A 12,207-nucleotide genomic window follows, 5' to 3' on the forward strand; every position below is an offset into this window, starting at 1 on the left:
TCGCCCTAAAGCATTGTTGTGCCGCCGTTGACGCTGACGACCTGGCCGGTCACGAAACCGGCCTCGTCGCGCGCCAGATAGGCGACCATGCTGGCGACTTCTTCTTCGGTCCCGGCGCGTCCCATCGGGATGACGCTCACAACTTTTTCAATGAGTTCGGGATTAGTCTTCTCAATTTCCCGATATTGCGGCGTGACCACCGCGCAGGGGGCGACGGTGTTTACGGTGATGCCGTCGCGCGCGAACTCGCGCGCGAGGCCGGTGGTCATGCCGTGCATGCCGCCCTTGGCGGCATTATAGCCCGCGTGATCGAACAGCCCATTGCGGACGCTGTCGGCGCCGATATTGATCACGCGGCCCCAGCCCGCCGCCTTCATGTGCGGCAGCGCGTGCCAGCTGCACCAGATCGCGGTCCACAGATTGCGGTCGATCGTCGCGCGCAGCGTCTCGGGCGTATGGTCGAGAAAGGGGCGGAGGATGCCGCCACCGGCATTGTTCACGAGGATTGCCGGTACGCCGAGCGTTTCGATGGTCCTCGCGATAAGCTGCCCTGCGGTCGCCTGATCGGCGAGGTCGCCCCAGAAGGCGGCACCCCTGTCGCCCGCCGCCTCGCGCGCGGCGCTCTCGTCGAGGTCGGCGAACATGACGCGGGCGCCGTCGGCTTCAAGGCGACGCGCGATGGCGAGCCCAATGCCGCGCCCGGCGCCGGTCACGATAGCGACGCGGCCATCATGGAAAGACTCACGCATGGGCGAGAATCGCACCGCCCTTGCCGAAGCGCGGGTCGGGAAGACTGCCCCAGGTATCGAGCACTTCGGGTTTCGCCTCGAGTTCGCGCGGCGGTCGGGCGCCCTCTTCCTCAAACTCTTCCATGCCGAAGCTATATTCGGTCGTCATCCCGTCGGGATCGAGGAAATAGAGGAAGATGCTGCCCGAGGGCTCGTGGCGGCCGGGACCGAAGACGATCGGCACGTCGGCCTTCTTCATCCGGTTAATCGCGCGGCCGACGTCGTCGATATCCGAGACCATGAAATTGACATGATTATAGCCGTCCGATGGCCCGGTGAGGATCGCGAAGCTGTGGTGATAGCGGTTCGGAAAGGCGCGGAGGAAAGCGATCTTGCCCGGGACATGATCCGATATCAGGAAGTTGAGCTTGCCGACGAGCGAGGCTTCAACGGTCGCGAAATCGGCGACATTGAGGACGACATGGCCAAGCCGCGCAATCGCCGTATGCCCGGATTCGAACTCGCCTTGCAGCTCGGGATCGACGTGGAATTCCAAATGGAGGCCGCAGCCCGGCTCGCGAAAGCGAAGCCCGGCGCCGATCTTCAGTGCGGTGGCTTCCTCCGGCGTCAGCCACAGCGGCTCGAAACCCTCGTCGACGAGATAGGTGAAGGCCCGGTCGAGATCGGCCCGGCTCTCGAGCTCGAAGGCGGCGCGTGCGAGACCCGGCGTGTCGCCTTCGCGCAGCACCAGATTTTGCGGCAATTCGCTGCACCGCAGATAGGCGGTTTTGTCGGTCTGGCGATCGACGGTCAGGCCGACCAGATCGCGGTAGAAGCCGAGCGAATTCTCAAGGTCCGATACGTCGAGAGCGACATAGGACAGGCGCCGATAGCGGAAAGGTGCGGTCATGGCTCGATCCTAAAGCAAGATACTGATGCGCGCGTGCGGACGAAGCGCGTCCATATCGAGGACACATTTTTTCTCGGCGATTCGTAACGCGCCGTCGATCTCGACCAGCCGATAGGCATAATGGCCGACGAAGATGTCGGTGTTGCCGTCCTTTGAACGCCAGACCGCGAAGGAGGCGGTCGCCTCGATCGCGTCATTGCGCTGCGCTGCCTGGACGTTGCTGACGAGATGACGCGTCTTCGAGCGCGGAAATTCGCTATGGGCGCCCTTCTTCTCGAGGCGCACGACGCGTTCGTGGATGCGGGTGCGGTCGTCGAAGATATAAAAAAGCGACTTGCTCGGGTCCGCGAAATCGCCGTCGACGTCTGTCGGCGGCACAAGATAGCTGGCCTCGTCGGCGAACAGTGCTTCCCACTCGAGTAGCTGCCACCGGTCGAGCAGATCGGCTTCGTGAAACAGGAAGCTCTGCACTCGGTGCTGCAGCAGCATCGCATCGATCGCAGCCTCGCGATTCATGCGCCATACTCCTGAATGCGGCGGTCCCATTCATTCCAGAAGCAGCGCATCTGGAGTTCGTCGTCATAGGCCGATCCGCCTTCGCGCAGCATACCGCGCGAGATGTCGTTATATTGCGCTTCGCGCGCGGCCTGATAACCGACCTGGCATTTCTCGATCGCCTCGACATCGTCAGGGGTCGCAAAGCCGCCAGGTCCAAGGAATTCGGTGAAGTTGAACAGGCGGAACTTGCGCAGCCATTCCGACTCTTCGGCGGGTGCCAGCGCCCAGGCGTTGACCTCCATATAATCGGGCGCGGTCGGCCAGAAGGTGCGCACCGTGATCGCCATCACGTCGTTGATGACGAGATTGGGGAAGATGATCATGTTGCGGCTCTGCTTGGCGATCCGTTCGGCGCGGTCCTGCCCGAGGCGCGCCGTCAGATCCTGCTGGATCGCCTCGATCTCGCGCTTGCCTTCCTCGCCCCACAGCGGAATCCAGTTGGCAATCGGGCGGCCCCAAGGCGCGAAATATTCGATGACGGCATGGCCGTTGCCGAGGTCGTGGCCGAATCCCGCGAGGCGCGTGTCGTGCATCGAGCCATTGGCGTTCTTGAGATATTCGAGATAGGTCGAGTGGGTGCTCGCGGCATGATAGCCATCGACGCTATTCTCGGCGAGCAGCTTCCAGTTGCCGCGGATCGAATATTCCTGCGTACCGCCGACAATCGTCATGCCTTTGGATGATTGTTCCGAGACGAGTTTCAGATAATCGCCGGCGCCCGCGAGATAGGTCGCCAGATCCTCGCCATCGGCCGCGAAGCTGACAAAGAAGAAATCCCCGAACCGATCGAAGCGCGGGGCATGGCTGAGTTGCTTGCCCGGATCGTCTTTATAATCGGCAGGATAGCCGGCATGGCCAGGCACGACCATCAGTCGTCCCGTGTTGGCGAATACCCAGCCATGATACATGCACTGGAAGGCGGGCGAGGAACCCTTACGTTCGCGGCAGACGACCGCACCGCGATGCGGGCAGACGTTGATCAGCGCGTGATATTGATCATCCTTGTCGCGGGTGAAGAGCATCGGCCGCCCGGCCACCTTGCGGGTCACATAATCGCCTGGGTTGGGCAGTTCGGACGCGTGCCCCAGATAGAGCCAGCATTTGTCGAAGATGGCGCGGCATTCGCGCTCGAACACCGTCTGATCGACGAAGGCACGGCGCGGAACGCGGTAGATTCCGCGCGTTTCATCCACGACCGGTCGCAGGCTCTGTTCCATTCCTCTTCCCTTTCGAGCTGACCGCTCTTTCTCATTGCTCTTTACAAACCGTGCACTTGGTATGTAACATGAGTCGCAATTAGTCAATCGGTGAACGAACGCCGCAACGGGAAGAGGGACGATGCCGAGCTACGAAGACATCGCAATGCGGCTGCGCGACGCTTATGCTGGCGGAGCGGTGGCCCCGCTTCGCGATGCGCTGGCGCCGACCGACGCCGACGGCGCCTATGCGGTGCAGACGATCAACACCCGTTTCTGGGAAGCGCAGGGGCGGCGGATCGTCGGGCGCAAGGCGGGGCTGACCGCGAAAGCGGTGCAGGTCCAGCTGGGCGTCGATCAGCCCGATTTCGGCGTGTTGTTCGATGACATGCGGATTGGCGACGGCGGTTCGCTCGATCCGGCGCGGACGATCCAGCCCAAGGCCGAGGCGGAGATTGCGTTCGTGCTCGGCGGCGATCTGCCCGATGTGGACACGACGGTCGCGCAAGTTGCCGCGGCGGTCGCCAGCGTCCACGCCGCGATCGAAATTGTCGACAGCCGCATCGCCGACTGGAAAATCACTTTTGCCGATACGGTGGCGGACAATGGCTCGTCGGCCTTCTTCGTGCTTGCCGATGCGGGGTTGGCGCTCGAAGGCCTCGACCTCGAAGGCGCGGCGATGCAAATGACGGTGAACGGCAGCGTCGTGTCGACCGGGGTGGGTGCGGCGGCGCTCGGCAATCCGCTCAACGCCGCCGCCTGGCTGGCACAGACGCTCGCGGCGCGCGGCGAGCCGCTCAAGGCGGGCGACATCCTGCTGGCAGGCGCGCTCGGCCCGATGGTCGCGCTGACGCCGGGCGACCATGTCGTGGCGACCATCGCGGGCATCGGCAGCGCCAGCTTCACCTATGGGCCGACCCAATGAACAAAACCAAAGTGGCGATCATCGGGTCGGGCAATATCGGCACCGACCTGATGATCAAGATCATGCGGCTGTCCGAGGTGCTGGAAATGGGCGCCTTTGTCGGCATCGATCCCGAGAGCGATGGGCTGAAGCGCGCTGAACGGATGGGGGTACCGATCACCGCCGACGGCCTCGACGGGCTGGTCGCGTTGCCCGGCTTTGCCGACATCGCGATCGTGTTCGACGCGACCTCGGCGGGCGCACACCAGCACCACAGCGCGGTGCTGATCGGACATGGCAAGCGCGTCATCGACCTGACCCCGGCGGCGATCGGTCCCTATACGGTCCCGCCGGTGAACGGCGACGCGCACCTCGATGCTCCCAACGTCAATATGGTGACCTGCGGCGGGCAGGCGACGATCCCGATCGTCGCCGCGGTAAACCGGGTCGCGAAGGTCCATTATGGCGAGATCGTCGCCTCGATTGCGTCGAAGAGCGCGGGGCCGGGGACGCGCGCCAATATCGACGAGTTTACCGAGACGACGAGCGAGGCGATTATGAAGGTCGGCGGCGCGACGCGCGGCAAGGCGATCATCGTGCTCAACCCCGCCGAACCGCCGCTGATCATGCGCGATACCGTCTATTGCCTGTGCGACGACGGCGACCGCGAGGCGATCCGGGCGAGCGTCGAGGCGATGGTCGCCGAGGTCCAGACCTATGTCCCGGGCTACCGCCTCAAGCAGGCGGTGCAGTTCGAGAGCATCGGCAGCAACGCCCCCTTACGCATCCCCGAAATGGGCGGGAGCTTTACGGGCCTGAAGGTCAGCGTGTTCCTCGAGGTTGAGGGCGCGGCGCATTATCTGCCCGCCTATGCCGGCAACCTCGACATCATGACCTCGGCGGCGCTGAAGACCGCCGAGAAGATCGCGCTCCGCATGAATGAACGAGCGGTCGCATGACTTTGGATCCGACTACGACCAAGCTCTATATCCAGGACGTGACGCTGCGCGACGGCATGCACGCGATCCGGCACCAGTACGGCCTCGATCATGTGCGGGCGATCGCCAAGGCGCTGGACCGCGCCAAGGTCGATGCGATCGAGGTCGCGCATGGCGACGGGCTGCAAGGGTCGAGCTTCAACTATGGCTTTGGCGCCCACACCGACTGGGAATGGATCGGCGCGGTGGCCGAGGTGCTCGAGCATAGCGTGCTCACGACATTGCTGCTGCCCGGCATCGGCACCGTCCATGACCTGAAGCGTGCTTATGACCTTGGCGTGCGTTCGGTGCGGATCGCAACGCATTGCACCGAAGCCGATGTGTCAAAGCAGCATATCGAGGCGGCGCGGAACCTGGGCATGGACGTCTCAGGCTTTTTGATGATGAGCCATATGTCGGCGCCCGACGCGCTGGCCCAGCAAGCCAAGCTCATGGAAAGCTATGGCGCGCACTGCGTCTATGTCACCGACAGCGGCGGCGCGATGACGATGGACCAATATGCGGCGCGGCTCGCGGCTTACGATCGCGTTCTCAAGCCTGAGACCCAGCGCGGCGTCCACGCCCACCATAACCTGAGCCTTGGTGTCGCGAACAGCATCGTCGCGGTGCAGAACGGCGCGATCCGCGTCGATGCCAGCCTCGCCGGCATGGGGGCGGGCGCGGGCAATGCGCCGCTCGAAGTGTTCATCGCCGCCGCCGATGTGCATGGCTGGAACCATGGCTGCGACCTGTTCGCGCTGATGGATGCCGCCGAGGAACTGGTGCGCCCGTTGCAGGACCGCCCGGTCCGCGTCGACCGCGAGACGCTGACGCTGGGATATGCCGGGGTTTACTCCAGCTTCCTGCGCCACGCCGAAAAGGCGGCGGCCGACCACGGGCTCGACACCCGCGCTATCCTTGTCGAACTTGGTCGCCGCAAGATGGTCGGCGGGCAGGAAGACATGATCGTCGATGTTGCGCTCGATATGACGAGGGCCGCCAAATGACCGCACCAGCGGCGCTTGAACATCAGGTGCGGCTGGCCGCGCGGGCGCTCGCCTCGGCCGGTCTCGTCCATGCCTTTGGTCATTGCAGCGCGCGGATCGACGCAAGCAGTTTTCTGGTCTGCGCGCCGTTGCCGATGGGCCGCATCGCCGACGAACCCGGCACCGTCGTGCCGCTCGACGGACCGCTTCCCGAGGGCGTGCTTGGCGAAGTGCGCATCCATCGCGAAATCTATCGCCGACGCCCCGAGATCGGCGGCGTCTGCCGCATCATGCCGCCAGCGGTGATGGCGCTATCGGTGTCGGGGCTCGTCCCGGTACCGCGGCATGGTATCGGGGCCTATTTCGGTCGCGTACCGCTCTGGAGCGACCCAAGGCTCCTGCGCGACGACGCGGCAGCTGCCGCGCTTGCCGAAGCCTTGGGCGCCGCGCCTGCGCTCGTCATGCGCGGTAATGGCGCGGTCGTCGTCGGCGAAAACCTGCCCCAGGCCGTGACGCTCGGCTGGTTCCTCGAGGACGCTGCGCGCGTCGAGCGCGACGTTCGGGCAATGGGCCTCGATCTCGAAACGGCCCGGCTCTCGCCAGCCGAAATCGACGCGCGGCAGATATGGTCAGGCGGTGTCGTCGAGCGGATGTGGCGCCATCTTACCGGAGAGCCGCTATGAATTATGACGCAGTCTATGCCGCGAGCGTTGCCGACCCCGCCGGCTTCTGGATGAATGCTTCCAAAGCGATCGACTGGGACCAGGCGCCGACGCGCGCTGGCGATGCGCAGGCGGATGGCATCTGGACCTGGTTCCCGGACGGTCGGCTGAATACCTGTCACAATGCCATTGACCGGCATGTCGCGGCGGGCCGCGGCGACCGCCTCGCGCTGATCCACGACAGCGCGATGACCGGCACCGTCACGCGGTACACCTATGCCGACCTCCAGCGCGAGGTCGCCCGCGTTGCGGGGATGATCCGCGCGCAGGACGTCGCGCTCGGTGACCGCGTCATCATCTACATGCCGATGGTGCCCGAAGCGGTGTTCGCCATGCTTGCTTGCGCGCGCATCGGTGCGGTGCATTCAGTCGTTTTCGGCGGCTTTGCGTCGCACGAACTCGCCAAACGCATCGACGACGCGGAGCCCAAGCTTGTCTTGACCGCTTCCTGCGGCCTCGAACCCGGCCGGATCGTTGCCTACAAGCCACTGCTGGACGAAGCGATCGCATTGGCCGCGCACAAGGTGCCGCGTGTTGTTGTCCTGCAAAGGCCCCAGCTTGCAGCCTCGCGTCAGGACGGGCGCGATCTCGACTGGGTGGATGCCTGCGCCGTTGCCGCGCCAGCGGATTGCGTCGCCGTGGCTTCCGACCATCCGCTCTATATTCTCTACACGTCGGGAACTACGGGCATTGCCAAAGGGGTCGTCCACGACAATGGCGGCCATGCCGTCGCGATGGCCTGGTCGGTTCCCAACATCTATGGTGTCGGGCGCGACGAGGTGTTCTGGGCCGGCTCGGATATCGGCTGGGCGGTCGGTCACAGCTATATCGTTTACGGCCCGCTCATTCACGGCTGCACCAGCGTCATGTACGAAGGAAAGCCGGTCGGAACCCCCGATGCGGGCGCCTTTTGGCGCGTGATCCGCGATCATCAGGTCGATGTCTTTTTCACCGCGCCGACCGCGATACGTGCGGTCAAGCGTGAGGATGCCGGGGGCCGCTTCCTTGCCGAAAAGGGCAGCGGGCGCCTCCGTGCGCTCTATCTCGCGGGCGAGCGCGCCGATCCCGACACGCTCGGATGGGCCGAGGAGATGCTCGGCATTCCGGTGATCGACCACTGGTGGCAGACCGAACTCGGCTGGCCAGCGCTCGGCACCTGCATCGGACTAGGCGATACCCGCACCCGTCACGGCAGCGCGGGGCGCCCGATTCCGGGCTATGGTTTCGCGATCCTCGACGGCGAGGACAACGAGCTTGCGGTGGGCGAGATCGGTGACATCGTACTTCGCCTGCCGCTGCCGCCCGGATGTTTTCCGACGCTTTGGCAGCGGCATGCGCATTTTCAGGACGCCTATCTCAGCCAGCACGCGGGCTATTACACGACCGGTGACGCCGGATTGATCGACGAAGACGGTTTCGTGCATGTCATGAGCCGGATCGACGATATTATCAACGTGGCGGGTCACCGGCTCTCCACCGGGTCGATCGAGCAGATCGTTTCGTCACACCCTGCGGTCGCCGAATGCGCCGTCATCGGTGCCAATGACGACCTGAAGGGCATGGTCCCGGTCGGGCTCGTCGTGCTCAAGGCTGGAATCGTGGCGCTGGAGACGGATATCGCCCGCGAAATAGTCCAGCGGGTGCGTGACGAACTCGGGCCGGTGGCGGCCTTCAAACGCGTGCATGTCGTAACGGCATTGCCGAAAACGCGGTCTGGCAAAATTTTGCGTTCGACGATCCGCGCCATCGCCAATGGTGAGAATCCGCCGGTTCCTGCGACGATCGACGACGCCTGTGCTTTTGATCATATGTACGAAGTTTTTGCCAAATATTCCGATGCTTAACGTCGCACTTGACATCAAACCAATAAACCGGTTTACTTAGATTCGAAAAATCGATGCCGTCAGCGAACGACTGCGGCCAACTTGGGAGGGTTGAAATGAAATCCACGACACTCAGAATTCTTTTGTCCGGCGCGGCCATATTGGCGCCGGTGCATGCCGCGATGGCACAAGATGCTGCGGCGCAGGAAGCGCCGGCTGCGCAGGAAGAAACCTATCCTGGCGAAATTCTCGTCACCGCGCAGCGCCGCGAAGAACGCGTCCAGGACATTCCGGTCGCGATCACCGCTTTTGGCGGGCAGCAGGTCGAAAAGCTTGGAATCCTGAGCCTTGAGAACCTCGCTCCGCGCGTACCGTCCTTCTATTTCGGCAGCTTCGGCGCCGCGCGTCCGCAGCTCTACATTCGCGGCATCGGCACCCGGTCCTTCGATCCGGGCTCGGAAAGCTCGGTCGGCGTGTTCATCGACGACGTCTATGCCGGGCGCGCTTCGGGTTCTTTCGGTTCGCTGCGCGACATTGAGCGTATCGAAGTTTTGCGCGGTCCCCAAGGCACGCTTTATGGCCGCAACACGATCGCCGGTGCGATAAACATCCTTTCCAAAGGGCCGACCGACTATTTCACGGGTGAGGCCGAAGCGGGCATCAGCAATCGCGACGGCTACAGCCTGTTCGGCGCCGTTGGTGGTCCGATCGCGGGTGAGAAGCTGATGTTTCGTGTTGCCGGCTGGAAGGCGGAACGCGACGGCTATCAGACGAATTTGGCCAACGGGAACAAGTTTCAGGGCATCGACAATTGGGGCGGCCGCGCGCGCCTCAAATTCGCGCCGAGCGAGGTCTTCACTATCGACCTCACGGCCGAGCTTTCGCGCGACGGCGACAAGGCGGCGTTTGCCGGATTCAACCGCGGGAGCGGGCCTGCGCGTTCGCTCGCCGGCGTCACCACGCCCGCCAATCCCTTCTCGGTATTTCTCGGCCGCCCGGGCCGGACGCCGATCGCCTACACCGGCGGCAACGACGGCTATTGGTCGTTCGACCCCTATCTCGATCGCAAGACCGAAAGCTATATCGGACGCGTCGAATATGATGCGGGCTTCGCGACGATCACTTCGATCAGCGCGTTGAAGAAGTTGCGTATTGACGACGGCCGCGACCTCGAAGGCTCGTCGCTCGATGTGATCAACCAGCTCAGCAACGAGCGCTCGAAGCAATTCACCCAGGAAATCCGCATCACGTCGGATCCGAATGGCGGCGCGTCGTTCGACGGTGCCCTCGACTGGATTATCGGCGCCTTCTATTATCGCGACCGCAGCGCGCGCCGCGACGAATTCCGGCTTGGTAACGACAGCGTCGTGGCACTACTTAGCGGCGGGCCGCAGGTCAGTACCGCAATTTCCGACTATGAAATCGACAGTTACGCCCTTTTCGGCCAGGCGACGATCCATCTCGGTGAAAAATTCGAGGTGACGCTCGGCGGCCGCTACACGCGCGACGAAAAGCGCGCTGTGCAGCAGGGCCTCAATACGCGACCGGGCGTTCCGTTGGTCGCCGCGCCGTTCGCGGTGGACAACAGTGCGACCTATGAGAGCTTCGATCCGCGCGTCGTCGCAACCTACAAATTCAGCCCTGATGCCAGCATCTATGCGAGCTTCTCGACCGGCTTCAAGAGCGGCGGCTTCCAATATGTGCCCTTCTCCGCGGCGCAAGCGAACGTTCTGTTCCAGCCCGAAGACATCACGACCTACGAGGTCGGCTTCAAATCGGAATGGCTTGATCGCCGTCTCCGCTTCAACGTCGCCGCTTTCCACTACGACTATAAGGATCTGCAGGTCTCGCGCATCGTCGATCTCGGCGGTGGTGCTGCCGCCAGTTTGATCAGCAACGCCGCATCATCGAAGATTTACGGCGCGGACGTTGAACTCATGCTGCGGCCGAGTGACAACTTCGATGTCAGCGTGACCTATGGCTACCTTGATGCCAAATATGATTCCTACTTCACCAATGCTGCGGGCGTTCCGGCGACGGCGGCGACCAATTTCTCCGACCGGCCCCTGGTTCGTGCGCCCAAGCACAGCATCAATGTTGGCGGCGAATGGCGCATCCCGACGGGCGACAACAGCGGTCTCACGCTGCGCGCCGACTATGCCTTGCTCGCCAAATTCTTTCATGAACCTGGCGAAGCCGACGCCATTTACGGCGGCGCAGTCAGTCTGTCGAAGGAGCCTTCCTACGGCCTGCTCGACCTCCGTGCGGCGTATGAAATCGGCGATTTCCGCATTACCGCATATGTCACAAACGTGACCAAGCAGGATTATCGACGCACGGTCCTGGCGCTCGGCTCGACGCTGAGCGACTTTCCGGGCGAACCGCGGACCTATGGCCTGAAGGTTGGTTATCGCTTCTAAACTCCTCCGGTCGTCCTGCTGTTTTTTGGCAGGCGATGGACTCGGGGGCCGGAAGGTGTCGGCAACGCGGCATCTTCCGGCCCCCTTTTTACGTATGAAGAAGACCTGATCTTGCGAAAGGGGATTGCCCGGCTTGACCGCGCAAGACAATCTAGTAAACATACTTACAAATAAGCGATCATGGGAGAGTGGCATGGCGTTCGAGCGCTTGACGCTTACGGTTGAGGATGGGTTGGCGCGCCTGGAGTTCAACAATGCGGTGCGGGGCAACCCCATCGATGAGATCTTTTGCGCCGAGACATGCGAGGCCGCCACGTTGCTCTCGGTCGACCCCGCAGTGCGTTGTGTCCTTGTCACCGCCAAGGGTGACGCCTTCGGCTATGGCGGCGACATCAACAGCTTTGTCGGCGATCTCGCGTCGCTTCCCACCAACATCAAGCGCTGGACGACGACGCTTCACAGTGCTGTCGCGCGATTGCAGCGCATGGATGCCCCGGTCGTCGCGGCGGTTCATGGTGTCTGTGCTGGCGGCATGTCGGCGTTTGTCGCCGGCGCCGATATCCTGATTGCAGCCGACGATGCGAAATTTGTCGCGGCCTATCCCGGCATCGGATTTTCGTGCGACGCCGGTTCGAGCATTATGTACGCCCGCCGCATGGGCGCGGCGCGCGCACGGCGCTTTCTCCTCCTGAACGAGACGCTGACCGCCGATGCGGCGCTGGCGTGCGGTCTTGCCGACGAGGTGCACGCGCGCGACGCCTTCCTCGGGCGCGCCGAAGAGATCGCGCGCCAGCTTGCTGCGGGGCCGACCAAGGCATTTGGCGAAATCCGGCGGCTGATGCTCAGCGTTTACGACCAGCCGCTCGAGACGCAGCTCGAGCTTGAAGCACAGGCGCTCAGCCGATCATCCGCGACGCGCGACGCAGCCAATGCGATCGTTGCGTTTTCCGAGCGTCGCCGCCCTGAATTTGGAGGCGTGTGAC

General features: G+C 63.3%; 11 protein-coding genes. 7 read left to right on the top strand and 4 right to left on the bottom strand.

Annotated elements, in window-relative coordinates; translation table 11 throughout:
- Positions 1 to 5: 5 nt before the first annotated feature.
- The 4 genes from J2X44_RS04445 to J2X44_RS04460 are packed head-to-tail and all read right to left on the bottom strand — an operon-like array spanning position 6 to position 3,413.
- Entirely contained in the window at positions 6 to 749 is a 744-nt protein-coding gene (locus tag J2X44_RS04445; protein ID WP_310088156.1) for an SDR family oxidoreductase, read from the bottom strand.
- A complete protein-coding gene (locus J2X44_RS04450; RefSeq protein ID WP_310088158.1) occupies positions 742 to 1,638 on the bottom strand; it encodes a VOC family protein in 897 nt (298 codons plus the stop codon). Before J2X44_RS04450 ends, J2X44_RS04445 begins: the two co-directional genes overlap by 8 nt.
- Positions 1,639 to 1,647: 9 nt before the next feature.
- Positions 1,648 to 2,154: an aromatic-ring-hydroxylating dioxygenase subunit beta gene (locus tag J2X44_RS04455; protein ID WP_310088159.1), complete on the bottom strand. Its 507-nt coding sequence runs from the start codon at positions 2,152 to 2,154 to the stop codon at positions 1,648 to 1,650.
- The gene (locus J2X44_RS04460) at positions 2,151 to 3,413 is read right to left on the bottom strand and encodes an aromatic ring-hydroxylating dioxygenase subunit alpha (RefSeq protein ID WP_310088160.1); all 1,263 of its coding nucleotides are present in this window, start codon (positions 3,411 to 3,413) and stop codon (positions 2,151 to 2,153) included. The genes J2X44_RS04455 and J2X44_RS04460 overlap by 4 nt, the downstream gene beginning before the upstream one ends.
- A 121-nt stretch (positions 3,414 to 3,534) precedes the next feature.
- Between J2X44_RS04460 and J2X44_RS04465 the strand changes: the two genes are divergently transcribed.
- The 7 genes from J2X44_RS04465 to J2X44_RS04495 all read left to right on the top strand — a co-directional run bounded on the left by J2X44_RS04465 (position 3,535) and on the right by J2X44_RS04495 (position 12,206).
- Positions 3,535 to 4,317 (top strand): fumarylacetoacetate hydrolase family protein, encoded by a 783-nt coding sequence (locus J2X44_RS04465; protein ID WP_310088161.1) that lies wholly within the window; start codon positions 3,535 to 3,537, stop codon positions 4,315 to 4,317.
- Positions 4,314 to 5,255 carry an acetaldehyde dehydrogenase (acetylating) gene (locus J2X44_RS04470; RefSeq protein WP_310088163.1) on the top strand — a complete coding sequence of 314 codons (942 nt, stop codon included), beginning with the start codon at positions 4,314 to 4,316 and terminating at the stop codon, positions 5,253 to 5,255. Before J2X44_RS04465 ends, J2X44_RS04470 begins: the two co-directional genes overlap by 4 nt.
- Complete coding sequence (dmpG, locus tag J2X44_RS04475) at positions 5,252 to 6,280, top strand: 4-hydroxy-2-oxovalerate aldolase (protein ID WP_310088164.1); 1,029 nt, start codon at positions 5,252 to 5,254, stop codon at positions 6,278 to 6,280. Before J2X44_RS04470 ends, dmpG begins: the two co-directional genes overlap by 4 nt.
- Positions 6,277 to 6,942 carry a class II aldolase/adducin family protein gene (locus tag J2X44_RS04480; RefSeq protein WP_310088166.1) on the top strand — a complete coding sequence of 222 codons (666 nt, stop codon included), beginning with the start codon at positions 6,277 to 6,279 and terminating at the stop codon, positions 6,940 to 6,942. The genes dmpG and J2X44_RS04480 overlap by 4 nt, the downstream gene beginning before the upstream one ends.
- Positions 6,939 to 8,825 (top strand): AMP-binding protein, encoded by a 1,887-nt coding sequence (locus J2X44_RS04485; RefSeq protein ID WP_310088167.1) that lies wholly within the window; start codon positions 6,939 to 6,941, stop codon positions 8,823 to 8,825. The genes J2X44_RS04480 and J2X44_RS04485 overlap by 4 nt, the downstream gene beginning before the upstream one ends.
- Positions 8,826 to 8,920: 95 nt before the next feature.
- A complete protein-coding gene (locus J2X44_RS04490; RefSeq protein ID WP_310088170.1) occupies positions 8,921 to 11,224 on the top strand; it encodes a TonB-dependent receptor in 2,304 nt (767 codons plus the stop codon).
- A gap of 193 nt (positions 11,225 to 11,417) precedes the next feature.
- A complete protein-coding gene (locus tag J2X44_RS04495) occupies positions 11,418 to 12,206 on the top strand; it encodes an enoyl-CoA hydratase/isomerase family protein (RefSeq protein WP_310088171.1) in 789 nt (262 codons plus the stop codon).
- Position 12,207: the final 1 nt, after the last annotated feature.

The sequence above is a fragment of the Sphingopyxis sp. BE259 genome, from assembly GCF_031457495.1.
Classification (GTDB): Bacteria; Pseudomonadota; Alphaproteobacteria; order Sphingomonadales; family Sphingomonadaceae; genus Sphingopyxis.

Excerpts from the sequence above, each read along its gene's own strand:
- J2X44_RS04490 (WP_310088170.1), top strand. The coding sequence starts at position 8,921 with ATGAAATCCACGACACTCAGAATTCTTTTGTCCGGCGCGGCCATATTG.
- J2X44_RS04470 (WP_310088163.1), top strand. The coding sequence starts at position 4,314 with ATGAACAAAACCAAAGTGGCGATCATCGGGTCGGGCAATATCGGCACC.
- J2X44_RS04480 (WP_310088166.1), top strand. The coding sequence starts at position 6,277 with ATGACCGCACCAGCGGCGCTTGAACATCAGGTGCGGCTGGCCGCGCGG.
- J2X44_RS04465 (WP_310088161.1), top strand. The coding sequence starts at position 3,535 with ATGCCGAGCTACGAAGACATCGCAATGCGGCTGCGCGACGCTTATGCT.
- J2X44_RS04450 (WP_310088158.1), bottom strand. The coding sequence starts at position 1,638 with ATGACCGCACCTTTCCGCTATCGGCGCCTGTCCTATGTCGCTCTCGAC.
- J2X44_RS04445 (WP_310088156.1), bottom strand. The coding sequence starts at position 749 with ATGCGTGAGTCTTTCCATGATGGCCGCGTCGCTATCGTGACCGGCGCC.
- J2X44_RS04455 (WP_310088159.1), bottom strand. The coding sequence starts at position 2,154 with ATGAATCGCGAGGCTGCGATCGATGCGATGCTGCTGCAGCACCGAGTG.
- J2X44_RS04495 (WP_310088171.1), top strand. The coding sequence starts at position 11,418 with ATGGCGTTCGAGCGCTTGACGCTTACGGTTGAGGATGGGTTGGCGCGC.
- J2X44_RS04460 (WP_310088160.1), bottom strand. The coding sequence starts at position 3,413 with ATGGAACAGAGCCTGCGACCGGTCGTGGATGAAACGCGCGGAATCTAC.
- dmpG (WP_310088164.1), top strand. The coding sequence starts at position 5,252 with ATGACTTTGGATCCGACTACGACCAAGCTCTATATCCAGGACGTGACG.
- J2X44_RS04485 (WP_310088167.1), top strand. The coding sequence starts at position 6,939 with ATGAATTATGACGCAGTCTATGCCGCGAGCGTTGCCGACCCCGCCGGC.